This is a genomic window from Aminobacter sp. BA135 (assembly GCF_050859125.1).
In the GTDB taxonomy this organism is placed as follows: Bacteria; Pseudomonadota; Alphaproteobacteria; order Rhizobiales; family Rhizobiaceae; genus Aminobacter; species Aminobacter ciceronei.
In genome coordinates this window covers 5,004,490-5,029,154 of record NZ_CP139572.1, presented here as the reverse complement: position 1 = coordinate 5,029,154, position 24,665 = coordinate 5,004,490, and the positions used below count along the sequence as shown (strand labels likewise).

General features: G+C 61.1%; 21 protein-coding genes, 2 tRNA genes and 1 pseudogene. 9 read left to right on the top strand and 15 right to left on the bottom strand.

The features are described 5' to 3' along the window. The first annotated feature begins 116 nt into the window (after positions 1-116). Genes ccoG through ccoS form a run of 4 tightly spaced genes read left to right on the top strand, consistent with a single transcriptional unit; the run spans position 117 to position 4,604 of the window. Positions 117-1,682: a cytochrome c oxidase accessory protein CcoG gene (gene ccoG, locus SLT36_RS24505; RefSeq protein ID WP_109671461.1), complete on the top strand. Its 1,566-nt coding sequence runs from the start codon at positions 117-119 to the stop codon at positions 1,680-1,682. Beyond that, positions 1,679-2,176, top strand: coding sequence for a FixH family protein (locus SLT36_RS24500; RefSeq protein ID WP_006329246.1), 498 nt, complete (start codon positions 1,679-1,681; stop codon positions 2,174-2,176). Before ccoG ends, SLT36_RS24500 begins: the two co-directional genes overlap by 4 nt. Then, complete coding sequence (locus SLT36_RS24495) at positions 2,173-4,458, top strand: cation-translocating P-type ATPase (protein WP_143977239.1); 2,286 nt, start codon at positions 2,173-2,175, stop codon at positions 4,456-4,458. The genes SLT36_RS24500 and SLT36_RS24495 overlap by 4 nt, the downstream gene beginning before the upstream one ends. Next, on the top strand, positions 4,455-4,604 hold the full coding sequence (ccoS, locus tag SLT36_RS24490; RefSeq protein ID WP_006329249.1) for a cbb3-type cytochrome oxidase assembly protein CcoS: 150 nt from the start codon (positions 4,455-4,457) through the stop codon (positions 4,602-4,604). Before SLT36_RS24495 ends, ccoS begins: the two co-directional genes overlap by 4 nt. A 251-nt stretch (positions 4,605-4,855) precedes the next feature. Here ccoS and SLT36_RS24485 read toward each other — a convergent pair. The 3 genes and pseudogenes from SLT36_RS24485 to SLT36_RS24475 form a co-directional block, all read right to left on the bottom strand. Further along, positions 4,856-5,328: pseudogene (locus SLT36_RS24485) on the bottom strand (tyrosine-type recombinase/integrase); the annotation flags it as partial. 10 nt (positions 5,329-5,338) lie between these two features. Continuing rightward, positions 5,339-6,526 (bottom strand): Fic family protein, encoded by a 1,188-nt coding sequence (locus SLT36_RS24480; RefSeq protein ID WP_006329252.1) that lies wholly within the window; start codon positions 6,524-6,526, stop codon positions 5,339-5,341. Between the two features lie 254 nt (positions 6,527-6,780). Next, positions 6,781-7,032: a hypothetical protein gene (locus tag SLT36_RS24475; RefSeq protein WP_143977238.1), complete on the bottom strand. Its 252-nt coding sequence runs from the start codon at positions 7,030-7,032 to the stop codon at positions 6,781-6,783. A 354-nt stretch (positions 7,033-7,386) separates the two neighbouring features. Between SLT36_RS24475 and SLT36_RS24470 the strand changes: the two genes are divergently transcribed. Further along, entirely contained in the window at positions 7,387-7,833 is a 447-nt protein-coding gene (locus tag SLT36_RS24470) for a DUF2971 domain-containing protein (protein ID WP_143977237.1), read from the top strand. Positions 7,834-8,095: 262 nt separating this feature from the next. Here SLT36_RS24470 and SLT36_RS24465 read toward each other — a convergent pair whose 3' ends face one another. Then, entirely contained in the window at positions 8,096-10,684 is a 2,589-nt protein-coding gene (locus SLT36_RS24465) for a DEAD/DEAH box helicase (protein WP_109670585.1), read from the bottom strand. A gap of 426 nt (positions 10,685-11,110) precedes the next feature. Here SLT36_RS24465 and SLT36_RS24460 point away from each other — a divergent pair, with 426 nt between their 5' ends. Then, a complete protein-coding gene (locus SLT36_RS24460) occupies positions 11,111-13,843 on the top strand; it encodes an SIR2 family protein (protein WP_208760332.1) in 2,733 nt (910 codons plus the stop codon). Continuing rightward, positions 13,833-15,332, top strand: a complete 1,500-nt coding sequence (locus SLT36_RS24455; protein ID WP_143972627.1) for a hypothetical protein — start codon at positions 13,833-13,835, stop codon at positions 15,330-15,332. Before SLT36_RS24460 ends, SLT36_RS24455 begins: the two co-directional genes overlap by 11 nt. A 302-nt stretch (positions 15,333-15,634) precedes the next feature. On the opposite strand, the gene SLT36_RS24450 is transcribed toward SLT36_RS24455, so the two are convergent. The 11 genes from SLT36_RS24450 to SLT36_RS24400 form a co-directional block, all read right to left on the bottom strand. Beyond that, a complete protein-coding gene (locus SLT36_RS24450) occupies positions 15,635-16,945 on the bottom strand; it encodes a tyrosine-type recombinase/integrase (protein ID WP_143972626.1) in 1,311 nt (436 codons plus the stop codon). Positions 16,946-17,157: 212 nt separating this feature from the next. Next, a tRNA-Phe gene (locus SLT36_RS24445) sits at positions 17,158-17,233 on the bottom strand. Between the two features lie 170 nt (positions 17,234-17,403). Continuing rightward, complete coding sequence (yacG, locus tag SLT36_RS24440) at positions 17,404-17,613, bottom strand: DNA gyrase inhibitor YacG (protein WP_182574837.1); 210 nt, start codon at positions 17,611-17,613, stop codon at positions 17,404-17,406. Then, the gene (locus tag SLT36_RS24435; RefSeq protein ID WP_192318358.1) at positions 17,610-18,239 is read right to left on the bottom strand and encodes a Maf-like protein; all 630 of its coding nucleotides are present in this window, start codon (positions 18,237-18,239) and stop codon (positions 17,610-17,612) included. Before SLT36_RS24435 ends, yacG begins: the two co-directional genes overlap by 4 nt. Before the next feature lie 49 nt (positions 18,240-18,288). After that, complete coding sequence (infA, locus tag SLT36_RS24430) at positions 18,289-18,507, bottom strand: translation initiation factor IF-1 (protein WP_006200926.1); 219 nt, start codon at positions 18,505-18,507, stop codon at positions 18,289-18,291. Between the two features lie 87 nt (positions 18,508-18,594). Next, positions 18,595-19,053 carry a low molecular weight phosphatase family protein gene (locus SLT36_RS24425; protein ID WP_432284814.1) on the bottom strand — a complete coding sequence of 153 codons (459 nt, stop codon included), beginning with the start codon at positions 19,051-19,053 and terminating at the stop codon, positions 18,595-18,597. A gap of 2 nt (positions 19,054-19,055) precedes the next feature. Then, positions 19,056-19,541, bottom strand: a complete 486-nt coding sequence (locus tag SLT36_RS24420) for a UPF0262 family protein (protein WP_067965312.1) — start codon at positions 19,539-19,541, stop codon at positions 19,056-19,058. Between the two features lie 6 nt (positions 19,542-19,547). Beyond that, complete coding sequence (gene hisD, locus SLT36_RS24415) at positions 19,548-20,840, bottom strand: histidinol dehydrogenase (RefSeq protein WP_432284813.1); 1,293 nt, start codon at positions 20,838-20,840, stop codon at positions 19,548-19,550. 13 nt (positions 20,841-20,853) lie between these two features. Beyond that, positions 20,854-21,288 carry a DUF2948 family protein gene (locus SLT36_RS24410; RefSeq protein WP_432284812.1) on the bottom strand — a complete coding sequence of 145 codons (435 nt, stop codon included), beginning with the start codon at positions 21,286-21,288 and terminating at the stop codon, positions 20,854-20,856. A 174-nt stretch (positions 21,289-21,462) separates the two neighbouring features. Next, a complete protein-coding gene (murA, locus tag SLT36_RS24405; RefSeq protein WP_432284811.1) occupies positions 21,463-22,755 on the bottom strand; it encodes a UDP-N-acetylglucosamine 1-carboxyvinyltransferase in 1,293 nt (430 codons plus the stop codon). A gap of 131 nt (positions 22,756-22,886) precedes the next feature. Further along, positions 22,887-23,075 (bottom strand): hypothetical protein, encoded by a 189-nt coding sequence (locus SLT36_RS24400; RefSeq protein ID WP_067965304.1) that lies wholly within the window; start codon positions 23,073-23,075, stop codon positions 22,887-22,889. A gap of 159 nt (positions 23,076-23,234) precedes the next feature. Here SLT36_RS24400 and SLT36_RS24395 point away from each other — a divergent pair. Both SLT36_RS24395 and SLT36_RS24390 read left to right on the top strand, forming a co-directional pair. Then, positions 23,235-23,309 (top strand) — tRNA-Thr (locus tag SLT36_RS24395). Positions 23,310-23,764: 455 nt separating this feature from the next. Further along, on the top strand, positions 23,765-24,523 hold the full coding sequence (locus SLT36_RS24390) for a hypothetical protein (protein WP_432284810.1): 759 nt from the start codon (positions 23,765-23,767) through the stop codon (positions 24,521-24,523). The last annotated feature ends 142 nt before the right edge of the window (positions 24,524-24,665 follow it).

Genomic DNA, 24,665 nt, shown 5'->3' with positions numbered 1-24,665 from the left:
CGATTGACCTGCAGCAAGGCGGCGCGGCCCACACGGCGAAGCGGGCTCACTGCAGACCGGACGTCTGTCGAAGCAGTCCGTCGCACAACGATGTCATAGGCCGCGCGCGAGTGGAGATGCACGTGCTGGATAAAACGCAGATGGAGCGGCTCGAGGCAAAAGCGGTCAACTCCGCCAAGACACGACAGCCGCTCTATGCTCCGCGCAAGAAAATCTTCCCTAAACGCGCCTCGGGCAGCTTTCGCCGCTTCAAATGGCTGGTGATGGCGGTCACGCTGGGCATCTATTATCTGATGCCCTGGTTGCGCTGGGATCGAGGTCCGTTTGCTCCTGATCAGGCCGTGCTGATCGATCTTGCCAACCGCCGTTTCTACGTCTTCTTCATCGAGATATGGCCGCAGGAATTCTACTATGTCGCCGGCCTTTTGATGATGGCCGGCATCGGCCTCTTCCTGATCACGTCCACCGTCGGCCGCGCCTGGTGCGGCTATACCTGCCCGCAGACGGTATGGGTCGATCTTTTCCTAGTTGTCGAGCGGGCGATCGAAGGCGATCGCAACGCTCGCATGAAGCTCGACGCCGGCCGCTGGACCGCGCGCAAACTGGTGCTGCGTGTGTCGAAACACGCCATCTGGCTGGTCATAGCGGCAGCTACCGGCGGCGCCTGGATCCTCTATTTAGCCGATGCGCCGACGCTGATCGGCGACGTATTCAACGGCACCGCCGCTTCGGTCGCCTACGTCACCATCGCGGTGCTGACGGCCACCACCTACACATTCGGCGGGCTGATGCGCGAGCAAGTCTGCACCTACATGTGCCCGTGGCCGCGCATCCAGGCTGCCATGCTCGACGAGAATTCGCTCACTGTGACCTACAATGACTGGCGTGGCGAACCTCGTTCGCGGCACGCCAAGAAGGTCCAGGCTGCGGGGCAGCCGGTCGGTGACTGCGTCGACTGCAATGCCTGTGTCGCAGTCTGCCCGATGGGGATCGACATTCGCGACGGCCAGCAACTCGAATGCATCACTTGCGCGCTGTGCCTTAATGCCTGCGACGGCGTCATGAACAAGCTCGGCAAGGAGCGCGGGCTGATCTCCTATGCGACGCTGTCCGACTACAACGCCAACATGGCGGTGGCGACCGCAGGCGGCTCCGGTCCCGTGAACCCTTCACTCGTCAGAACGGCCGACAGCACATTCTCCGCCAGGTTGGCGCATTTCCATATTCGCAAGATCTTCCGGCCGAGGACCTTCTTCTACATGGGCGCGTGGACGGCGGTCGGGCTTGCCTTGATCTATTCGCTGCTGACGCGCGACCGACTCGAGATCAACGTCCTGCACGACCGCAATCCGCAATTCGTGACCCTGTCCGACGGCTCGATCCGCAACGGTTACACCGTCAAGCTGCTTAACATGATCCCCGAGCCAAGGACGATCGTCGTCACGATGCAGGGCTTGCAGGGAGCCGAAATGAGCGTCGTCGGCAGTGATCTGCCGGCAGCTCGCTTCTTCGCCATCGCGGTCCAACCCGACCGGCTGAACATGCTCAAGGTCTTCGTGCGCCAGCCAGCGGGTGAGGTTCGGCACGCTGCACAAACCTTCAAGTTCCGCGTCGAGGACAGAGCGAGCTTCGAATCGGACGAATACACCGCCACCTTCAACGCCCCGGAGATCGCCAGATGAGCACCAATACGCAAAAGACGCGTGAGTTCACCGGCAGGCACATGCTGCTCACCATTCTCGGCTTTTTCGGCGTGATCATCGCGGTCAATCTCACGATGGCGACACTCGCCAGCACGAGCTGGACCGGCCTTGTCGTCGAGAACACCTATGTGGCCAGCCAGCAATTCAACCGAAAGGCCGAGGAAGGGCGCGCGCAGGCGGCACTCGGCTGGACCGGCAAACTGACGATCGCTCGGGGTGAGGTCCGCTACAGCTTGAGCGATACCACCGGCAAGCCGGTCCCCTTGCATGGCGTCAAGATACTGTTTCGTCATCCCGCCTACGAGGCTGGGGACAAGGCCGTCACTCTCGCCCTCGTCTCGGACCAGGAATTTGCCGCGCAGCACTTGCCAAGGGATGGCGTCTGGATCGTCGAAGTCGACGCCGATGCCGGTCTGACAGAGCCCTATCGCGACGTTCGCCGGATCATGATTTCGCAAGGAGCGCTGCAATGAGCTGTTGTGCACCCAGCGCGGAACTGGCGCTGGATCTGACCAGTACCACATCGGTCCTGCCGTCTAGCCAGGAGATCAGGTTGGCGAGCCGATCGCTTGGCGACAATCTTTGGCAGACCGACCTTTCAGTGCCGACGGTTCACTGCGCGGCCTGCATCCAGGCCATCGAGACGGCTCTCGGAAGGCTCGATCGCGTCGAAGGCGCTCGTGTCAACCTGTCGACGAAACGGGTCGCGATCCGGTGGCGTGGGGACTCTGTGCCTCCGTTTGTCGCCGCGCTGGGACGGCTGGGCTTTCAGGCGCACCTGTTCGAAGCCGACGCTGATAAGAAGGACAAGACGCTTGCCGAGTTGATCCGCGCCGTCGCTGTTGCCGGCTTCGCGGCAGGCAACATCATGCTGCTTTCGGTCTCGGTCTGGTCCGGCGCCGAAGGTGCAACCCGCGACTTGTTTCACTGGGTCTCCGCATTGATCGCCATCCCGGCGCTCGCCTTCGCCGGCGGCATCTTCTTCCGCTCGGCCTGGAATGCACTGCGCCACGGCCGCATGAACATGGACGTGCCGATCGCGGTTGGGGTGTCGCTCGCTTATGCCATGAGCCTCTATGAGACGATCAACCATGGCGACCATGCCTATTTTGACGCGTCGGTATCACTGCTGTTTTTCCTTTTGATCGGCAGGACCCTCGATCACGTGATGCGCGAACGTGCCCGCACCGCGGTGAAAGGCCTGTCTCAGCTGGCCGCGCGTGGCGCCATGGTGCAGCGCGGCGACGGCGCGCGCGACTATCTGCCGGTCGGCGAGATCGAACCAGGCATGCGGTTGTTGATCGCAGCCGGTGAAAGAATCCCCGTCGACGGCAAGATCATTCAGGGGGCGTCGGATCTCGACTGCTCACTGGCCTCAGGCGAAAGCACGCCAAAAAACGTGGCCCCGGGCGCAGCAGTACAGGCCGGCGTGCTCAATCTTACCGGCCCGCTGACGATCGAGGCGACGGCTGCCGCCAAGGATTCGTTCCTCGCCGAAATGGTTCGACTGATGGAAGCCGCCGAGGGCGGTCGTGCCCGCTATCGTCGTATCGCCGACCGCGTGTCGGCACTCTATGCGCCCGTGGTTCATCTCACCGCGTTGGTAACATTCCTGGGCTGGATGGCGGCGACCGGCGACTGGCACCGGGCGATGACGATCGCCATCGCTGTTCTCATCATCACGTGTCCGTGCGCGCTTGGCCTCGCGGTGCCGATCGTACAGGTGGTCGCCGCACGGCGCCTGTTCGAGAACGGCATCATGGTCAAGGACGGTTCGGCCATGGAACGCCTGGCGACGATTGATATAGCGGTGTTCGACAAGACCGGAACGCTCACGCTTGGCCAGCCCCGGCTCGTCAACGCGTCATCGATCGATCCCGCCATGCTGGCAGTTGCAGCCGACCTGGCAGCGCACTCGCGGCATCCGTTTTCAAAGGCCATAGCCGGTTTTGCCACGCCTGGCGGGCAACACAAATTCCGTGCCGTCACCGAGCATCCGGGATTTGGAATCGAAGCAACTGACGCCGGAAATACCTGGCGGCTGGGTCGACGCGGATGGGCTGGATGGAAGGCTCGAACCGGCGGCGAAGGCAAACATGGCTACGGCGGAACGGTTCTCACGAAGAACGGGATGATTGTCGCTTCCTTCGCTTTCGAGGATGCGTTGCGGGCCGATGCCGGGAGCGTCATGGCGCAATTGAACGATGCAGGGGTCTCGGTCGAAATGCTGTCGGGCGATACCGCGGACGTCTGTGGCGATGTCGCAAGAATATTGGGCATCGACCGTTTTGTTCCGGCGCTGCCGCCATCCGGGAAGGTTGAGCGGATCGAAATGCTGACCAAGGCCGGCCACAAGGTCCTGATGGTGGGCGACGGACTCAACGACACACCAGCGCTGGGCGCGGCGCACGTCTCGATCGCTCCCGCCACCGCCGCCGATATTGGCCGCAACGCGGCCGATTTCGTGTTTCTGCGTGAAAGCCTTTCGGCAGTACCCCTTGCGCTGGACGTCTCGCGGAAGGCAGGGCGGTTGATGCGCCAGAACATAGCCATCGCGATCATCTACAACGCCGTTGCCGTGCCGATCGCCATCTTCGGCCACGTCACGCCGTTGATCGCGGCGGTGGCGATGTCCGCCTCATCGCTGCTGGTGATCGGAAACGGGCTGAGGCTGCAGGGCTTTATGCTCGCCGAGCTGACGAGGGCTTCTTCGGCAACGCATTCTGGCATTCACCCATCAGCGCGGTCATCATGACGATACTCGTCTACCTCATGCCAGTCGCCCTATTTCTTGGCGCACTGGGGCTGACTGGCTTTCTGTGGGCATTGAAGAGTGGCCAATATGAGGATCTTGACGGAGCCGCTGAGCGCATCCTCCGGGACGACAAGCCGGAACGCTGAGCCAGACCGCTGTTCCCGACGCTGTGCTGACGCCGACTCGGAATAACGAATGAAGCTCCACAACCAATTAAGCCGCTTGACGTAGATTTGTGAAAAGCCCCTGTCCCTCGAAGGACTGCGTCGCCGGTTCCGCCCCAACATAGACGCGGCCAATGTCATAACGTACGCAAAGCTGATGTTCATGTTCACGATAGGTGCGGACACGGGGTTGCAGTTACACTTGGTTGGGTTCAACTGCAGGTTTCGTGCTCTCAATTTCGTTCCAGATAATCGGCCCACCAACTGCATCATACTGACGCGCTTTTCCCAGTGCTCCGCCCTGGCGTAAGCGCGCCGAACGTCGTTCTTTTCAATATGGGCCAGCTGTCTCTCTTGCGTCTGGATGCCACTTGCCGCATTCATTCAACAGAGTTGATGCCGTTGCTCGGGAACCGTGAGCCGTTGCTTCTTTCTTGCTGTAACCCATGCGACGCAGGGCGGCGTTAAGGGTATTGTCGGAAATCGGACGAGAACCCGATCGCGCAGTTGGAAACAGCAGCGCCTCGCCCTCGGAAATGTCTCTGAGATCGGTCAGGATTTTGATGGCCTGCCTCGAAAGTGCAACGCGGCGCGGCCGCCGCATTTTCTTGCCTGCTTCCGGGATGGTCCACACCGAGCCTTTGAAGTCGAACTCTTCCCATCCGGCGGCTCGCAACTCGCCCGGGCGGGGAAACAGTAGGCGCAGTTATGCGACGCTAAGTTTCCGGAAATAGCTTAGGAAACAGTTCGTCCAACGTGTCGACCGGGAAGCGTAGCGATACCGGTCCTTTCGGGGTATCGGACGCAAGCAGGCCAAGCTCGAGCACCTCGGTAAACACGCGGCGGGCCGTACGTTCCGGCAAGCCAGCGATACGTGAGGCCTCACCGCGATCGAACTCGCCGCGCAGAAGCGCCTCTTCGAGCAGCCGGAAAGCTTCCGGCTTCAGGTCGTAGCGTTGAACGAACCGCTGCAGGCGCCGGGCAAGTTGGTTCAAATCGAACAGGCTGGACATGAAACTGACCTGGTCGATGCATACGCGTAGAAACCATAAGGTAAAATCTGCCAGCGCCCGCATAGAAAGATTACCGCGGCCGTCGCGATCGCCTTGGCGTGGCATGTCGGCGTGATCCATCATGCGTTTATAGTCGCCGCGGCTTTCCAGACCCCGCGCCAGGCCTCGGGAAATCGACCACAGCCCGTGCGCGGCGATTCCTGCCTCATGGGCCATGGCGTGACTCATCAAGCGACTGACGCGTCCATTGCCGTCTGGGAAGGGATGAATGTAATTGAACCGATGATGCGCGGCCGGAATCGCCAATATCCTAGCCGCTTTGCCCGTACGTTGGAAGCGGTACCGGCTAGCGAAATGCTCCATGAACGCTTCGACGCGATCGCTTGACGGCGGCTGGTGGCGGCCGACAGTAACATCATGTTCGGGCTGTGATCGCCACCGACCCGGAACCATCAAGAATTCTCTGTCTGCGCCGCGAATGCGCAACATCGCCTCATCGGCGTCACGGTAGAATTCCGCATGCAGCCAGCGCAAAAAATCAAGCGAAGCCGGTTCTGGGAGCTGACCCTCCGCTGCCAGGCGATCGATTTCCCCCTGCAGTCGAACATGGGCCGCGGCTTCCACCTGCAGGTTGCGTCGTTCCTGGTCTTTGTCGAATTCGCCGGCGAGGGCGCGTTCGATGTCGCGGGGGCGCGTGTTGTGGCCCTCGATCAGGTTGCTGTAATAGGTGTTCATGATGCGCACGAGATCCGCCAGGTTCGCAGCCGTGCGCGGATGCAGCTTGGCGCCGAGAACCGCCGAGCTTGCTGACAGCTCAGCCAGCGCGTCGGAGATAGGCTCCGCAACGTCTTCCAGGCGCGCCGGCTCGATGCGCTGTACGGTCTCTTCCATGATTGGCCGATGTTAGATCGCGCTAAGTACGTATATGTCAACAGAAATTTTAGCTGAGCGCCCATAACTGGCCGATCATTTGGCCGATGTTAGCCGCTACCTCAGCTTCACCGAGACGGTTGATCGACGACGCCAATGCCGATGCCGATGATGGCCGATATTCGCTATGCTTAGCGCATTGATAGTATGTACAAATTTGCGATCGGTAGGTCGATTTGGCCGATCGCTTGGCCGAACTTCGCCGGTCGCGCTGACTAGGGACATATGACCAGGAAAATACAGGCGACTCCAAATGATTCTCCAGAGACTGCGGAAGCAGGCGACGCTGCGACCAGGCTGCGCGAGGACTCGAACGACCCGACAAGAGCAAATACACCTGTAAGCAACGTCTGCCAGTCATAGAGCGCGCCGATGAACGGATTGTGGAATTTCGGTAGCGACTCCGCGCAGCGCTCGAAGAAGCTCTTGGCAAGCGCGTTTTCGCAAATAATGTTCGGCAGATTCACGCTCTGTCTTCTGCTCAGGTGATGCAGTTAGGCAGCGTGGGCAGTTCAGTCAACAATTCTGCGAGGCGTCAGACATGCGGCGGCTCGCCGGCAATATATTCACCGGCGTTGGATGCCGGCAGTTGTAGCTCCGTTGCGTCCTGAAGGCCCGGTACGCGGTCGCTGCCATCAAGAAGCGGTGCCTACGGATCTCCCGCATCGAAGACCTCAATGACGCCTTCGAATTCATAGGCATCGTGCTCGACGACAAGCGCGACCGCATCCACCTGTCCTCGTACCGCCGCCGGCTAGACCAGGAGCAGGGCCTCATCTGTATGAGCGAAACGTGGTCGAAGCCGCAGATGTGGGGGCACTATGGCGAAATTTCGCGGGATGGTGCTTGGGTTTGACGTTTCGGAAGGGGACTTCTTCAAGGTCCGTTACCGCAAAACGAGGCCGCGCCTGGTCGACCTCGGACTGTCGTCGTATGCCGAAATAGGGCCTGAGCACCTTAAAGAGTTGGCGCGGATAAAGTCTGACGGTTGGGCGTATGAAGACGAGTGGCGCTGGCTACTGCCACTGGTGAACCCCGAGGTCATCCAAGGCCAGACGCACTACTTCCAGCCATTCGGGCCTGACCTGCGGTTGAAGAAAATCATTGCAGGTCCGAAGTTCCGCGAGCGTTCCTACGAGCAGATGCGGGAGATGGTGAAGGGGATGGGCGTCGAGGTGATGCTGGCACGGGTCGACTTCGCCAAGTTCGAGGTCACCCGTCAACGCAAGCTCAGTTTGTGGCCGCCTGTTCGTCCGCAGACTCCCTAACGGCGGCAAGGCGGTGGCAGTTCGGCTGGTGAGAGTGAAAAGAAGGCAGGCTGCCCGCCCGGGACGTACCTCAACGTCTGATATCACCGCGGTGGCCGGAATGTCATTCTGCATGCTACCCCATTGTGTCTGTCTGAAACGCGCCTCATGTCGGCCGTTGCTATGTGATCGTTGGTTCCTTAGAAGCGGACGTTGCACCTGCCTGAGGCCCGCTCGGGCAACCTATAGTCCAATTTCGCGGTGAGTGGGTATTCTCCCATTCTTATGGGATACTCTGTAAGATACCGCTCGCGATACGTCCTTTCAGCCACTTGTAGATCTGGTCGGCACCCATCCCGTCTTGTTCGAAGCGCTCAGCAGCTTCCGCACGCCAGACTAGGTCACCGGCCTGACTAAAGGTACGTCTCAGTTGCCGCAATGTCCGCAACGCCTGACCTGCCCATTCCCGAAACTCGTCGATTTCCCATAGCGACACGGTGTGGAGATGCGGAACCGCCCCCGACTTCGCCTTGGTCACCGGCGTGACCAGTACCGGCAGGATAATGGCATTATCGGGCAAAGCAACGTGGTCGCGAATCCAGTTGGGATGCGAGAAGGCCTGTCGCGCCTTGGTAGCGTCCAGCACATCGTTTGTTGCTCCGGCATGATCTTCGAACACGAAACACAGATCATCCGCCGCCCACCAGGGATCCGGCGACGCGTCGACTTCGCGTTTCCCCGCGTGGAAGCCGAGAATCTCGCCTAGGCGTACCTGCGCCTGCTCAAAACCGTTCTTCGAGGCGAGACCTTCCAGAATCTCCCGCTCGCGCTTGTTGAACTCCCGGTCGGTCACGGTGCCGAGCCGCTCCAGCACGCCCTCAACGCGCTCGATCTGTCGCAGCAGACGGGGACTGCGGCCAAGAGGAGCTTCCATGTCCGCGTGATAGCGGGCCAGCTTGACCAACCAAGGCAGATCGGTGGCGGCGCGCTTTGCATGATTAAAATGGCCGCGCGCCTTGACGTCCAGCGAGGCGATGCCGGCGCGTCCTCCATACCAAGCGGCTGAGCCGGCGAGGTAGTGCCACAGCGCTCGATAACCTCGGAGGTCCGGGTCGGTGAGTCCACCCAGCACTCCCTCCGCTGCTTCCACAGCGCCTTCGAAATCGCTCTGCCAGAGCCTGCTCTGAAATTCGATCTCCTGGCCGACAATCGCCTGCAACTCGCCCAGCGCTGGGAAGGGCTGTTGCACTGCCGCCGCCCGCTTGCGAAGGATATCGTTGTTCACCGCATCCCAGCGGGCGTCGTTCGCTAGGAATATCTCGAAATTCTCGATGATGTCGGCCATCGTCGTGCCGACCGACTGCTCGTTGCCGAATTCGAGTTCGGCCTGCAATTCCGGGTGAAGGTGAACGCGTCGCCGCCTGTCGGCGAGATAGTCAGGCAGCTCCTCGCCGGAGACTATCACCGCGGAATAGTCCTGCAGCGACCGCGTGCAGCGGCCGATCGCTTGCAGCACGCGCGTCTGCACCCGATCGTTGAACAGTTGCGACGCCCCCATTCGAAGCATGATGAACCGCTCTTGGAGGTTGGCAGCGCGAGGCAAGCCTTCGATGAACAGCAGACGGCAATCATTGCCCGGAAAGTCGATGCCGTCATAGCGGTTAGCTATCACAGCCACCGCCTGGGGCGTGGTAACGAACGGCTGCTTCGACTCCTCGATGGCCTCTGCGCCGAAGGTCGCGAAGCCAAGATTGGCCTTGACATCCTCTCGGACCGACTCAGCCTGTTGATCGCTGGGCACGAGGACCAGGCTCCGCCCGGCGCGTTGCATCAGCTGGTGGCGCAGCGTCACTACGTCATGGACCTCGAGCGAGCTGTCAGGAAAGATAAAGAACCTGCGCCCAATCCCTTGGCGATCCCAGCCGTCGGGCACTTGGAGGCGCTTGATCCTGCGGCGGCCTGTGAGGCGCTCCAGGTCGCCGCCCGCCCCGAGTGTGGCCGACATAAAGATGCGCTGCCGCGCATTCTGATACGGCGGATGCTGCCATGTCGGTGCCAACAAGGGGCGGATGAGAATTTCGGTCGCCGAAATGTAGAGGTGGCACGCAACGAGATGGCTTCGGATCATCGACCACGCCCACCGAATGTCCAGTTCTTCGGCATGGGCGTCGATCACCGCCGTGAGCTCGTCCTTAATCTCAGCGAAGACGGGCGTGGGCAGCTTATCGACCCAGCGTCGGTCCTCCGGATTGCTGTCCCAACGGCCCGTAAGTCGCGAAAAATCGTGGGCGTCCAGGTGCGGCTGCAGCACTCCACTCAGTGCTTCGAACAGCGCTCGGTGCTGCTGCTTGGTCCGCTGGATGCGGACAGTCCACATCTCACCGATATAGTTCTCGGCGGCATGGGCATCATCTATGATGACGACGTCCGGGTTCGAGAAAAACGGATTGGTGTTGAAAAGCGAGTTGTAGGTCGTCACAGCCACCCGGTCGGCGTTCTGATACTCGGCGCGGGCCTGTGGGTCGTAATCCCGATTGCTTCCCGTAAAGCCGTTCACCGTCAGCCCGTACTGTGTCCGGGCCTGTTCCACTGCCTGGTTCACCAGCTGCTTGGTGGGGCAGAGATAGACTACCCGCTCTTCGAACTTGCGGCGGCGCCACTCGGCAATCATGAGCCCGACCAGAGTTTTTCCGCTCCCCGTTGGAAGCTGCAATGCTACATCCGAGTCAGAGACTGCCTGAGCGGCGTAGCTCCGCATAATCTCGCCCTGATGCAGCAGGACGCCCGGGATCGTACGGCGCGGAAGCGTGAGAAGAATTTCCTCCGGGCTTGTTGGAACAATCTCTGTCGGTGTCGCGCTTTTGAATGCCATTGTTTCCACTCCTACCAATCTGGCCCTTATCTGCTCTTCCGATCGGCCGCCAGAGACAAGGGCGATTCTCCACACACAGAGGAACTACCAGCCCGATGAAAGACCCCCGGCTGGTACCCGATAGATAGTTTATGTCCGATAACCCGCGCTGGGTCGCTGTACGCGTCACCGAGAGAGGCCATGTTACTGCAGCCGGGATTATCCCGATGCTGGTTGATAAACGGACGGCCTCACTTCGAATTCACGTTCCGTTCTGCTAATTGATAAGACTCGAGCGAATCTTGAGGTTGTACCGCACTTGTCGGCGGTTGGCAGAGAGATGGCGATGACTAGGGCTGATGAATGACCCAGGCGGGAGTACTCAGCATTGATAGTTCGACGTTCGCCATGCGGACGTCTTCGCCTGGACGATTGAGATCGCTCCTGATGGACAACTCCGAGCCGGTTCTTCTCTTGGGCGCCGGCGCCTCGATTACCTCCGGGATCCCTGCAGCGGCCAAAACGGTTGAGAAGGCCGCACGGTGGGCATGGTGCAAGGAGAACGGCCGTCACCCGGACGACTTCACCATTCGCCGGTCTGATTATTGGCCCTGGTTGGCCGCCCAGCCTTGGTACAAAACAGAGCTCTCCGCCGCCGATCTCTACCCCGAAGCAATCGACAACCTGCTAGGGGTGAAGAGCGATCGACGCGAGTTCTTTGAAAAGCTCATCAACCCGCCTGAGGTACCGCCCTCGCGCGGCTACGTTGCCTTGACGCAAATCCTGCACCAGGGATGGATATCCACCGTCCTGACAACCAACTTCGATCAATGCCTTGAACGGGCGGCGATTCAGCAGAACCGACCCCACCGACTGGTCAGCATCAGCACGCCGGCTGACTACGTGATGTTCAGCTCCGCGCCGCACGATCCGCAATTGGTCTTCCTGCATGGGTCAGTGAAGCACTACACCGATAGGAACTTGGCCGACGAGGTTCAATCCCTCGACCCATCGCTGGCCGAACGCCTGCGACCTCTGTTTCGCGACCATCCGGTTATCGCGGTCGGTTATCGGGGTGCCGAAGCGTCCGTGATGAAAGACCTTTTCTTGGCACAAGCCATGTCCGGCGGCTTCCTCCACGGCGTCTACTGGTGCGTCTTAGAGGACGATCTGGTCGGCCCTCATTCGCCTTGGGTCGAGCAGTTGGCGGGCGCAATTGGCTCCAACTTCCAGCTCGTACCAATTCGAGGGTTCGACGACCTCTTCGAGAAGGATCTACTGGCCAGCATGATCGCTGCAGGAGCACGGCCAACGCGCCGGCCTTCCGGCTACAGCGTCGGCGGCATGCCCGCAGACATGCGCCCGCTCAATGAGCTTGATGTCTCCGGCTTCGAACAGCCGCTTCTGCAAGCCCGCCTGCGGCAATATGCGGACCGAACCGACCTCTGGAGACCGGGAGACGTTGATGCCGCCTGGGTCGAGGAGATGACCGACCGGCTCGATCTGGTGCGGCCGGTCGGCGGGAGCGTCTGTCCGACGCTCGCGGGTTGGCTACTGTTCTCGCGTAATCCTTCTGTCGAATTCCCTCAAGCCCGGGTCGAGTTCCGTGCGACAGGACCCGGCCACTGGCTGCGGGGCCGCTTCGGCGAGGACATCGAACTTGAGCCGACTTCTCGTGAAGGCGAGTTCACGGTCCGGCGTACGATCACCGGCAATCTTTGGAGCCAACTAGACGATCTTATCGACCTTCTTGCCCTTGTGAACTTCCAGTTCCGGCTGAAGGCCGAGGTTTCGCGTACGGTCAATGCGTACAATGCAATCGCCATCAAGGAGATGCTCGTCAATGCGATCGTGCACCGCGACTACGATCGAGACGAGGCCGTCCAAGTCATCGTTGAGCCAAAATCGATTGCTGTCACGAGCCCTGGCGGCCTTATCGAGGAAATCGCCGTTCTAGTCGGCGGGCAGTCGTTCCAAGACGCGATCGCGGAACGAACCAGCCCGATCAAGGGTTACCGGAATCCCGCCATATCGGACCTTTTCTACGGCGGCGGCCAGATGGACCGGCGGGGATCAGGCCTCTCCGACATGGTCCTCGCCACCGTGAACAACAATGGGTCGGTGTCATTCGGGCCTTCTGCCGACAACGCTCAGTTCACGGTCATGATCGAGGCGCGGCCGGAAGCCGTCGACGAGATCACCAACACCGCATTGCCAATCGCTGAGGAGACCGTCCGCTACTCGTCCAACCTCGTCCCAATCGAGATCATGCCGGCGAAGGTCTGGCACGCCGCCACCAGCGCTGGTTCTAACCGAACCTTCTATCGCGACGCGGAGGGTCTCGCAGTCCCACCGGGCCATGTGAGCGACGGCCGCTTCTATTCTCTCTATGACCTGGAGGGGCTCGCCGAGTCGATGGTCACGCCGTTCGACCCAGGGGAGATCGAGGCCTTGGACTTCGACGAACTCATCCGATTGCCGGGAGGTGAATCGATCGCGCTGAAGCTGCTTCATGAGCTGCTGTTCGAGCACCTGAAGGCCAAGGATCTCCAGATCGAGTATGATCGACGGCGCGCCTACTTCGCGCGCGGCGACGAGCCTGAGCTTAAGGTTAGCTATCAAGGCCGCCTTCGCAAGGCTACCCGAACCGTGGTTAAGGCGCGCACCAAGCGCGAATCCGCCGACATCGTCTACTTCGAGCACAAGGCGGTCAGCTTCTCCGTTCTGCGCTTCGGTAGCGACTGGGCGGTTGTTCTGACCCCCGGGTACGCATTCACCCGGGACGGCGTGCGTAACCCAATCAGTCGGGAGCGAACGAACGCCCTCTCTACACGGCGCGCGGCGCGTGATTTCAATCCGAGCGTTCTGCAGGACGTCTCTTTCTGGCTCGCGGTCCTGTCCGGCGAAACTGAGGGCCTGTTCGCACTTGAGCAACGCCGGGATAACGACCTCACGCGGTTCGCTCCTTCCGTGCTCCTATCCCATCGCACGCCGACGATTTCGTTCAACGTGTCGGCGTTCGACGAGTTGGCCCAGCGCGACTCTGAGATCGACGAGGATCTCCAGAAGTTGGACGCCGAACTGGAAGCGCTTGCGCTTGAGCCTGACGACGAGGACAGAGATGGGTCCCGCCGCGACGCGGATGATCTAGGCCCAAGCGAGCCCGACGATGTCGATTGAGCTAGCCATCGTCGAGTTGTCCCCGCCGCGACTTCAGTTCGGCGGCGCGAGCACACATACCGATCCCAAAGTCGGGCTCCTGTCTGCGGGTCCTTTTGACCTTCGGTTCGGGTCGGCTCGGAAGGACAATATTCATGTCGGGGTCATTGGCCCGGCCCAGCAGGTAGCGGCGGCGCGGCGGTGGCTGGAGCGATGCAGTGGGGAAATCCCGATTCTGGGCGAGCCAAGCCTGCTCAAGAAGGCCTTTCCCGGCTTTAAGGAGGCGTTTCATAAACGATTGGTCGCCCCGGACGCGTCCTCGATCGCACTCAGCTCGGATAGCCACGACGAGCTTGCTCGTGCGTTGCAGGGCGACGCCTACCAGGCGTTCCAGCGCGTGGTCGACTTGTACGCTGACGCGCATTTGCGACTCGCGTCCCGTGACCTAAACCGTCCCGACATCGTCCTGATGTGTATCCCCGACGACATCTTCAACAAGGTTAGCTCAGTCGAGCGCAAAGCGACCGAAAGTGAACGCAAGCGCGCCAAGGAGATCCGGCGCGCCCGCCCGAGCAATCAGCTGGACCTGTTCGACACCCTCGATGAGGTCGAGCAGACACCCGAGGATTTCTTGAGACGGGACCTCAGGCTGGCCCTGAAGGCGCGGGCTCTACGGAGCCGATTGCCGATCCAGCTGGTCACAGAAGTCCTGCTCAGCGACACGGCGAGAAACCAAGACCCAGCCACCCGCGCCTGGAATTTTGCCGTCGGCCTCTATTACAAGGCCGGCGGCGTCCCTTGGCGATTACCGCCCACGGGGCCAGAAACCTGCTTCGTCGGCATCAGTTTTCACCACTTTCGCACGACGCGGCGCGCGATTGTCCGGTCCAGCCTTGCTCAGGCCTTCTCGAGTGATGGTGAAGGGTTCGCGATCCGCGGGGAAGGCGTTCCCGTCGAGCCCGAACAGGGTCGGAACGTTCACCTCTCCGAACAGCAGGCGTTCGAGCTGACGCAGAACGTCCTTGCCGAATATGAGCTGCGCACTGGGGGAGCGCCGCTCCGAGTCGTGCTTCACAAGACGTCCTATTTCGATCCCGCCGAACAGACGGGCTTCGCTGCTGCGCTCAAGAACACGCCCATCGTATCGATGGTCACCCTTGTTCCCAGCCTCTTCCGGCTGCTCCGGTACGGCGCCTATCCTCCGAAAGTCGGAACGGTCTGCACAGTCAATAACGACCGATCGTTCCTATTCACTTCCGGGTTCATGCCGGAGCTCGGCACCTACCCAGGACCGCATGTGCCCCAGCCATTCGAAGTTCGCTGTCTTGGCGCCGAGAACGCTGTCGCCGCCGCGCAGGACGTTCTCAACCTCACCCGGATGAACTGGAACACAGCCGACATCAGGGGAAAATGGCCGGTGTCCTTGTCTTTCGCCCGCCGTGTAGGCGGCATTCTGGACGAGTACGGCGACGATGATCTTGCCGAAACCTCGTTCCGCTACTTCGTTTAGACACTACGGGGTTGCACCGTCCGAGTGTCCGCGTTCGCATTTTGGATGTCTGAAGCGACCGGTCCGGTGTCGGCCCAAACCAGCCACGTTCGTCACGGGTTAATCGACCCTTCTTGTGGGACGACGAGACACCGCGGAGGGAATACTAATTTAGTCCTCCTCCTGGTCCTTAGGTTCGCCAGACCATACGAGAGAATACGAAGGAAATGCGTGGCCAACATAACGTATTGATTTCCTGTGGAAAACGATGACCCTCCGGGCCTGCAACATTGGTTGCCCAGTTTCGGTGTTTTCGACGGGGTTCAGTGTGATTTTCGGAGGTTGGAGGTTCGTCTCGTCGTTTGGCGAACCGTCGCTGTTGGCTTCCAAACTAGACCCTCGCGAGGATGTATGGACAGCAGGCTTGCCTCGCGTCCCCCGATTGAGATCACCCGCGAGTTTTTGCTCTCGAGTTCATCCAGATAGTCGGCCCACCATTGCATCATCCTGACGCGCTCTTCCCAGTGCTCTGCCCGGGCGTAGGCGCGCCGAACGTCGTTGTTCTCAATGTGGGCCAGCTGCCGCTCTACGGCGTCCGGGTGCCACTTGCCGCATTCGTTTAGCAAAGTTGATGCCGTTGCTCGAAAGCCGTGCGCGGTAGCTTCTTCTTTGCCATAGCCCATACGGCGAAGGGCGGCGTTAAGCGTGTTGTCGGAAATCGGACGCGAACCCGATCTAACACTAGGAAACGACAGCGATCCACCACCAGAGATTTCTCTAAGTGAGGTCAGGACGCTGACGGCCTGCCTGGAAAGAGGTACGCGGTGCGGCCGTCGCATCTTCATGCGTCCTTCAGGGATGCTCCACACGGAGCTCTCGAAATCGAACTCGTCCCATCCGGCCGCGCGCAGCTCGCCGGGGCGGGGGAACAGCAGGGCCATCAGCCTCAGAGCGGCTCGGGTTGTCGGCTGTCCGTCAAATGCATTAATCGCCCTCAGCAAGCCTCCCAAGGCCTTAGGATCGGTAACCGCGGCACGCGGCGTGACCGTCGGACCGACGAGTGCGCCCCTCAGGGCGATCGTCGGATCTACATCGGCGCGTGCGGTTGCGATTGCATATCGAAACACGCTGCCGATGGTGGAGCGCATTCGCCTTGCCGACTCGTATCGACCGCGAACCTCCACGCTGCGGAGAGCGGCAAGAATTGTGGCCGGATCGATCTCCCGAACGCTTTTGTCCCCAAACGTTGGATAGGCAAAGTCGAGCAACCATTTGACCTTGGTGATGGTCCGGTCGGCACGTCCCTCCTTCTTCAGCTTGTCGACATAGTCCTCCGCGATTGAGCGAAAGGTGTCCTCCGCCGAAGTCTTTTGCGACTTACGCTCCTGTGCGGGGTCGATGCCACGTAGGAGGAGACGTTTGGCGGTATCGCGCGCCTCTCGTGCCTCAGCGAGGGAGATGAGGGGATAGCTGCCCAACGCCAGAAGCTTCTGCTTGCCGCCAAAACGATAGGCGAGGCGCCATAGGCGAGATCCGGTAGGCTGCACCCAAAGCTGGAGCCCGCCACCGTCAGACAATTTTACGAGCTTAGAAATGGGTCGGGCATTTCGGCATTTTACGTCGGAAAGGGCCATTTTCGGGACCTCCATTTGGCTGCATCGATACCATCAGGATCTCCAATACCAGCGAAAATACCAGCCCCCCGCCTCGTTGGACCAACTGCGCCGAAATTCCACAAAACCCGACCATCCGCGCTTTGCGCGCCGAAATCAGTAAGGATTTCAGCTAGTTGACGAGATGGAAGCGTAGAGGCTTCGGCGAAAGAGACTGTCGGGAGAAGAGGGGATGGTGCCCAGACGCGGATTCGAACCACGGACACGCGGATTTTCAATCCGCTGCTCTACCAACTGAGCTATCTGGGCCTAGTTCCAGGATCGGGCGAGAGCCTTGATCCGGATGCCTTGAGTGGTGCGCTGCACCCTGAAAGCGGGTGGGTTATAACACGAGATTTGCCGCTGTCCAGCGCCTGCGAGATGTTTTTCTGGAAGAAATCACAGGCCGTTGCGTAAGCTGCAAATGCGGCTCGGCGTTGTCAGCCGGCTTCGCTGTTTCCGTCCGAATCCTCGTCTTCGTCGTCACGGACCGGAATGGCGTAGCTGCCCGAAAGCCAGCGGTTGAGATCGACCGCCTTGCAGCGCGGCGAGCAGAACGGATAGGTCTCGCGCGCCGACGGCTTGCTGCATTCCGGGCAGGAGATCTTGGCACGCAGCGGCGTGACGACGGCGGCTGGCTTGTCGGTCATACGCGCGCGCCGGCCTGCCAGTTGAGCTGGACCTGATAACCTTCGCCCGACAGCAGCGACGTGGTCTCGTAGAGCGGCAGGCCGACCACATTGGTATAGGAGCCGACGAGCTTGACCACGAAGGTGCCGGCGAGGCCCTGGATGCCATAGCCGCCTGCCTTGCCGCGCCATTCGCCCGAGGCGAGGTAGTTTTCCATGTCCTGCTTCGACAGGCGCTTGAAGCGCACGCGCGTCTCGACCAGCCGCTGGCGCAGCTTGCCCGCAGGCGTCACCAGCGCGAGGCCGGTATAGACCCGGTGCGAGCGGCCCGACAGCAACTGCAGGCAATGCAGCGCCTCATCAGAGCTCTCGGCCTTGGGCAGGATACGCCGTCCCACGGCAACGACCGTGTCGGCAGCAAGAATGAAGCCGGAAGCGGGTTCCGCTTCCTTGGAAAGGACGTCATGCGCCTTCTGCGCCTTGGTCACCGACAGGCGCTTGGCCAGCGAGCGCGGATGCTCGGCGCGCATCGGACGTTCGTCGACATCTGCCGGGAACAGGCGGTCAGGCTCGATGCCGGCCTGCTGCAACAGCTCGACACGGCGGGGCGAACCCGAGGCAAGCACAAGCTTTTGCAGATCGCTCAATCGTTGATCCTGTAGGCTGAGACCGGCCGGCGTGCTTGCAGCAGGCGGCTTACTTGAAGCGGTAGGTGATACGGCCCTTGGTCAGGTCGTAAGGCGTCATTTCGACGAGGACCTTGTCGCCGGTGAGGACGCGGATGCGGTTCTTGCGCATGCGGCCAGCGGTATGGGCGATGATTTCGTGTTCGTTTTCGAGCTTGACCCGGAACATCGCATTCGGCAACAATTCCGTAACAACGCCCGGGAACTCGAGGACTTCTTCCTTCGGCATTCGGTACCTTTGGTTTGGATGACTTTCCGGCGACCCGGCCGGAATTTGGGCGGAACCTATATGATAATCCACGCTTTGTGAACACGCTTAATCGGCGTCGTTTCCTTGAGCCTCGGCGGCAAATCGATTGGCCATTCTGTGCTTCAGCCGTTCGCGCACGTCGCGGTAGGCGTGCATGATCTGGTCGCGCGTGCCGGTGACGGCGGTCGGATCGGGCGTCGGCCAGTATTCGACGTCCACAGCCATCGAGCGGGTGAATTCGAGCGCGGCGTGATGCGCCTCGGGCGCGAGTGTGACGATGAGGTCGAAATAGTCGTCCTCGAGATCATCGACGGTGCGTGGCTGGTGTTCGTCGAGCCTCATGCCTTCTTCGGCCAGCACGGCATCGACGAACGGGTCGCGATCGCCGGCGCGCACGCCGGCCGACGTCACGAACACCGATGCCGGCAGATGGTGGCGGGCGATCGCCTCGGCCATTGGCGAGCGGACCGAATTCATCCGGCACATGAACAGGATAGAGCGTGGAGAGCTGCCGTTTGCCGCCATCCTTATCCGCGCCAGTGCAATACGCAGATCAGCGTGAACAGGCGGCGCGCGGTGTCGAAATCGATCTCGATCTTGCCGGAGAGCCGGTCGAGCAGGGTTTGCGAACCCTCATTGTGCAGGCCGCGCCTGCCCATGTCGATCGCCTCGATCTGGCTCGGCGTCGATGAGCGGATCGCCTCGTAGTAGCTTTCGCAGATCATGAAGTAGTCCTTCACGATCCTGCGGAACGGCGTCAGCGACAGGATGTGGGTGACGACCGCTTCGCCGTGTTCACGCGAGATGGCGAAGACCAGCCGCGCATCGACAAGCGACAGCTTGAGCCGGTAGGGGCCGTGGCCGTCGTCATTGATCGGGTGGAAGCTGTTTTCCTCGATCAGGTCGAAGATCGCGACCGCCCGTTCGTGCTCGACGTCGGGCGTCGAACGGCCGATCGATTCGTCGAGTTCGACGTCGACCAGGCGGGAGCGTGCGTGGCCTTTGTCGGACATCGCCGCCTACATGTTCAATCTGATGGCGACGGAGCGCGCATGCGCGTCGAGACCCTCGGCCTTGGCCAGCGCGATCGCCGCGGGAGCAAGCTCGCGCAACTGGTCGGGGCCAAGCTTCAGGATCGAGCTGCGCTTGACGAAGTCGAGCACCGTCAGGCCAGAGGAGAAACGCGCCGAGCGTGCCGTCGGCAGCACGTGGTTGGAGCCGCCGACATAGTCGCCGATGACTTCGGGCGTGTGCTTGCCGACGAATATCGCACCCGCATTGCGGATGCGGCCGAGCAGGGTCTCGGCATCGGCGACGGCGAGTTCGAGATGCTCGGCGGCGATGCGGTCGATCAGCGGGACGGCCACGTCGAAGTCGTCGACGACGATGACCGCGCCAAAGTCGCGCCAGCTTGCGGCGGCGGTCTCCGTGCGCGGCAGGAGCTTGATCTGGCGTTCGACCGCTGCTTCAACCGACTTGCCGAAGGCGGCGTCATTGGTGACCAGGATCGACTGTGCGGAGACGTCATGCTCCGCCTGGGCCAGCAGGTCGGCGGCAAGCCAGTCGGGGTCGTTGTCGCTGTCGGCGACGATCAGCACCTCGGAGGGACCGGCGATCATGTCGATGCCGACCGTGCCGAACACCTGGCGCTTGGCGGCCGCGACATAGGCGTTTCCGGGGCCGACGATCTTGGCGACGGGACGGATGGTCGCGGTGCCATAGGCAAGGGCGGCGACTGCCTGGGCGCCGCCGACGCGGTAGATTTCCGACACGCCGGCGATGTCGGCTGCGACCAGCACCAGCGGATTGATGACGCCGCCTGTTGCCGGCACCACGATGACGATGCGCTCGACGCCGGCAACCTTGGCCGGCACGGCATTCATCAGCACCGAGCTGGGATAGCTCGCCGTGCCGCCTGGAACATAGAGCCCGACCGCCTCGACGGCGGTCCAGCGCGAGCCGAGCTCGACGCCGATCGGATCGACATAGCGGTCGTCCCTGGGCATCTGCCGGGCATGGTGCGAATGGATGCGGTCGCGGGCAAAGCGCAGCGCCTCGACGGTCGCCGGATCGGCATCCCTGTAGGCCTGGTCGATGTCGGCGCGGCTCACCGCGATGCCGAGTGTGCCGAGGTCGGCGCGGTCGAATTTCCTGCTGTAGTCGATCAGTGCCGCATCGCCGCGGCTGCGCACGTCGTCGATGATCGCGCGCACCGTCGCATCGACGTCGGGCGAAATCTCGCGCTTCGTGGTCAGGAAGGCGGCGAAGCGCTTCTCGAAGTCTGCGTCGGATTGGCGAAGCGTGATGGCCATTGTCTGGAAATGCTCAGGTATTGTGGATGGGGCGGGAAGAGGCCTGCCATGCAGCGCCGGTGTCGGTCAGCCGTGCCTCGATGACTTCGACATCGAGGCGGATGGCGGCGTCGCCGGCAAACAGAAGCTCGATCGTGCCGGTCGGACCTTCCTCCTGCGCGAAGCCGATCGCCAGAAGCTCCAGCACGTCTTCGGTCTTGGCGCGCGAAATGCCGTGCAGTTGCGCCGACAGCACGCGGTCGAAATGCAGGATCGACCTGCGCCGCTCATATTTCGGTCGGAAGAAACCTTTCCTGGTTTCCCAGGCGAAGCGGTTCATCGCCAGCGCAAAGCGCTTCGCCGGCGCATCGAAGGCGATGTCGCCGACCCTGATCACCGCATCCTGCACATGCGCCGAAACGATCTCCAGATCTTCTTCGTCGAGGGCGACTAGTTTGAGCAGGTTCATGTTCGGTCGGCTGCCTGTACGGAACGGTAATGCTTCCGGCTTTGTTAGGCGGTCTTGATGCAGCGCGCACCGCGGGGGAAGGGAATAGGGAGTGGGGGAGTAGGGGAGTAGGGGAGTAGGGGAGTAGGGGAGGTTCCTGTTCCCTTACTCCCTTATTCCCCTACTCCCCTCCCTTCATCCGCTGATGCGCTCGATCACCGCGCCGCAACGCGACAGTTTTTCTTCCAGGCGCTCAAAGCCGCGGTCGAGATGGTAGACGCGGTTGACCACCGTCTCGCCTTCGGCGGCGAGGCCGGCGATGACCAGCGACACCGAAGCGCGCAGGTCGGTCGCCATGACGGGCGCGCCCTTGAGCTTGGAGACGCCCTCGACGATCGCCGTCTGGCCCGACAGCGTGATGTGGGCGCCGAGGCGGGCAAGTTCCTGCACATGCATGAAGCGGTTTTCGAAGATCGTCTCGGTGATCTTCGATTTGCCTTTCGACATGGTCATCAGGCCCATGAACTGCGCCTGCAGATCGGTCGGGAAGCCGGGGAAGGGCTCGGTGACGACATCGACCGGGGTGATGCCCGAGCCGTTGCGCAGGACTCGGATGCCGGAATTGGTCGGGATGATCTCGGCGCCGGTGCGCGACAACACGTCGAGCGCGCCCTGCAACAGGTCGGCGCGCGCGCCTTCGAGCAGCACGTCGCCGCCGGTCATGGCGACCGCCATGGCATAGGTACCGGTCTCGATGCGGTCGGGAATGACGCGGTGACGTGCACCCGACAGCGAATCGACGCCTTCGATGGTGATGGTCGAGGTGCCCTGGCCGGTGATCCTGGCGCCCATGGCGTTGAGGCACTCGGCGAGGTTGACGACCTCAGGCTCGCGGGCGGCGTTTTCGAGCACCGTCTCGCCGCGAGCGAGCGTCGCCGCCATCATCAGCACGTGGGTGGCGCCGACGGAAATCTTCGGGAACACATAACGGTTGCCCGTGAGGCGCTTGTTCCTGGCCTTGGCCACGGCATAGCCGTTCTCGACGTCGATGTCGGCGCCCAGCGCCTGCAGGCCGTCGATGAACAGGTCGACAGGTCGCGTGCCGATGGCGCAGCCGCCCGGCAGCGACACCTTGGCTTCGCCCATGCGGGCGAGCAGCGGGCCGATGACCCAGAAGCTGGCGCGCATCTTGGAGACGAGCTCATAAGGGGCTGTCGTGTCGACGATGTTGCGTGCGGTGAAAGAGATGGTGCGCGAATAGCCTTCGCCCTGGCGCTCGCGGCGGCCCGAGACGGAATAGTCGACGCCGTGATTGCCGAGGATGCGGATCAGCTGCTCGACGTCGGCCAGGTGCGGCACGTTTTCCAGCGTCAGCGTATCGTCTGTCAGCAGCGAGGCGATCATCAGGGGAAGGGCTGCGTTCTTCGCGCCCGAGATCGGGATGGTTCCGGTCAGCTCGTTGCCGCCGACAATTCTGATGCGATCCATTGGCCGTCGTTTCTCCGGGCGATCCCGGTTCTGGCGAGAAATTTTCTTGCCGCCCGTCTAGACCATCGCGCTTTCCGGTTCAAGAAAGGCGCATTTTGCGGTCTTTGGCGCCAAGCGCCTGCCGTCGCCGGTCAGGCTTTCTCAGGTTTCTCCGTCTCCCCCTCCGCTGCCGCCAGGCCTTCCGGCCTGGTGTCGGCCTCGCCTGTGCGGCGCGAGCGCGCCTGCGCCTTGCGTTTCATCAGGTTGGCGCGCAGCTCGGCCGCCAGCCGCGCCTGACGCTGTTCGGCACCGCTTGAGGGCGTTTTCTTGGTCGACGACATGTGGTGGTCCCCGCTTGCCGATCCTTCATAGCGGCTTGGCAACCGAAATGGCCAGTATTGTGGCGTAAGCGGGCCTGTGGAAAATGATACACGATTTCGGGCAATTGATAACTTGCGCTCCCGGGAATCATGTGGCACAAGCCGCCCCGTTCACGGAATGCTGCCGTAGCTCAGTGGTAGAGCACTCCCTTGGTAAGGGAGAGGTCGAGAGTTCAATCCTCTCTGGCAGCACCATTTCTTTTTCCATTGAAATCGTTGAAGCTCTTGGCCTGCAAGGCTTGCTGTCCATCCTGACATTTTGCGGATGCGAACGGCGAGCCCGCTCATTCTTCCCGATGGCTGGAAAAACGAGGGACAGACCCTGCGCGCAGTTCATCGAAAATCGGCGCGAGCATCAATGAGATCGCGAGCATTTCGGCGGGTGCCGCGCAGGCTCTTCCAGGTCGACCGCTCGACGTGGAGCAGTGCCTTGGTGCCGATTTCGGGAAGTTTCGGAGCGTCTACCTTCGGATCGGCAGAGACAGGTTCGATGACGCAATGCGGAAGGCAGCATAGGGCGTCTGATCCGCCGTGACCTGCTAAGGTCGCCGCTCACAGCGGCGGCAATCTTCTGGAAGAATGCTGTGAACACGAGCGTATGAACTCTGCTCGGACATTGCAGATTGAGGATCAGCAGTTATCTATCAGCTATGAACGTCTTCGACTTCATCACAGAAGATGAATTGAACGACTTGCCTGAGGATGGCGAGCAAGCTTTTTCCGTTTTTGTGAAGCATGCGCAGCGCCGACTTCGGGAAGCGACGGCCTCACTTAACGATGATGATGAAGGGAATTGGCGTCTAATTCAGGATGCACGACACGGCTTTACTAACGTCGTCCTGGCCGCTGCCAAGCGCTTCCAAATCGATGCCTTCAAGTCGATCGATGTGCCTCGCGTCAACAGGTTCGACAGTGACGATTATCGTCAGCTTGTTGCTGACCTCGACCACTACATGACGCAATTGGCAATCGATCACAGCATTCGCAGCAAGCAGGATTCCACACGTATTCCGGAGAAGTCGAAGGACCGCATAAAGACACACCTTCACCATCTAAGGCAGGCAATCAGCGAGGCGAACCTTACTGATGCAAAAAAAGAAACTCTGCTTAAGAAGGTGGGAGACTTTGAAACCGCCCTTGAGAAAAATCGAGTCAACCTACTAGCCGTCGCCCGACTCACTATTGAAATTCTCGCGATTCCGGGTGCCCTGTGGGGATCGGCAGAGGTGGTCAGTAAACTCATCCACAACATCAATCAGACTGTCGCTGAGGCGAAAGCAGAAGAAGACGAACAGCGTAAGCTTCCGGCTGCTCCAGAACGATTTGCCCTCATTCCTCCACGTGCTCCGGAAGTCGACTATTCCGATAAGAAAGGCAGTCGAGCGCTGGACGACGAAATTCCTTTTTAGATGGAGCTTGTCCGGCCTTGGCAGTTCATGAGCCTTTGCTTGCGCGCGGTTCGGTATTCCAGTCGTTGCGACCGCTCTCGCACCTATCCATTGGCCGGGTTGACCCATGCGCAAGACATGCGAATCTCTGACGGTGGGGGGG

What these genes read in the sequence shown, in the direction of transcription:
- SLT36_RS24425 (WP_432284814.1), bottom strand. Translation starts at nt 19,053, where the DNA reads ATGGCGGCAAACGGCAGCTCTCCACGCTCTATCCTGTTCATGTGCCGG.
- SLT36_RS24455 (WP_143972627.1), top strand. Translation starts at nt 13,833, where the DNA reads ATGTCGATTGAGCTAGCCATCGTCGAGTTGTCCCCGCCGCGACTTCAG.
- ccoS (WP_006329249.1), top strand. Translation starts at nt 4,455, where the DNA reads ATGACGATACTCGTCTACCTCATGCCAGTCGCCCTATTTCTTGGCGCA.
- SLT36_RS24410 (WP_432284812.1), bottom strand. Translation starts at nt 21,288, where the DNA reads ATGAACCTGCTCAAACTAGTCGCCCTCGACGAAGAAGATCTGGAGATC.
- ccoG (WP_109671461.1), top strand. Translation starts at nt 117, where the DNA reads ATGCACGTGCTGGATAAAACGCAGATGGAGCGGCTCGAGGCAAAAGCG.
- SLT36_RS24400 (WP_067965304.1), bottom strand. Translation starts at nt 23,075, where the DNA reads ATGTCGTCGACCAAGAAAACGCCCTCAAGCGGTGCCGAACAGCGTCAG.
- yacG (WP_182574837.1), bottom strand. Translation starts at nt 17,613, where the DNA reads ATGACCGACAAGCCAGCCGCCGTCGTCACGCCGCTGCGTGCCAAGATC.
- infA (WP_006200926.1), bottom strand. Translation starts at nt 18,507, where the DNA reads ATGCCGAAGGAAGAAGTCCTCGAGTTCCCGGGCGTTGTTACGGAATTG.
- SLT36_RS24460 (WP_208760332.1), top strand. Translation starts at nt 11,111, where the DNA reads ATGGACAACTCCGAGCCGGTTCTTCTCTTGGGCGCCGGCGCCTCGATT.
- SLT36_RS24450 (WP_143972626.1), bottom strand. Translation starts at nt 16,945, where the DNA reads ATGGCCCTTTCCGACGTAAAATGCCGAAATGCCCGACCCATTTCTAAG.
- SLT36_RS24495 (WP_143977239.1), top strand. Translation starts at nt 2,173, where the DNA reads ATGAGCTGTTGTGCACCCAGCGCGGAACTGGCGCTGGATCTGACCAGT.
- SLT36_RS24480 (WP_006329252.1), bottom strand. Translation starts at nt 6,526, where the DNA reads ATGGAAGAGACCGTACAGCGCATCGAGCCGGCGCGCCTGGAAGACGTT.
- hisD (WP_432284813.1), bottom strand. Translation starts at nt 20,840, where the DNA reads ATGGCCATCACGCTTCGCCAATCCGACGCAGACTTCGAGAAGCGCTTC.
- SLT36_RS24465 (WP_109670585.1), bottom strand. Translation starts at nt 10,684, where the DNA reads ATGGCATTCAAAAGCGCGACACCGACAGAGATTGTTCCAACAAGCCCG.
- SLT36_RS24500 (WP_006329246.1), top strand. Translation starts at nt 1,679, where the DNA reads ATGAGCACCAATACGCAAAAGACGCGTGAGTTCACCGGCAGGCACATG.
- murA (WP_432284811.1), bottom strand. Translation starts at nt 22,755, where the DNA reads ATGGATCGCATCAGAATTGTCGGCGGCAACGAGCTGACCGGAACCATC.
- SLT36_RS24420 (WP_067965312.1), bottom strand. Translation starts at nt 19,541, where the DNA reads ATGTCCGACAAAGGCCACGCACGCTCCCGCCTGGTCGACGTCGAACTC.
- SLT36_RS24470 (WP_143977237.1), top strand. Translation starts at nt 7,387, where the DNA reads ATGGCGAAATTTCGCGGGATGGTGCTTGGGTTTGACGTTTCGGAAGGG.
- SLT36_RS24390 (WP_432284810.1), top strand. Translation starts at nt 23,765, where the DNA reads ATGAACGTCTTCGACTTCATCACAGAAGATGAATTGAACGACTTGCCT.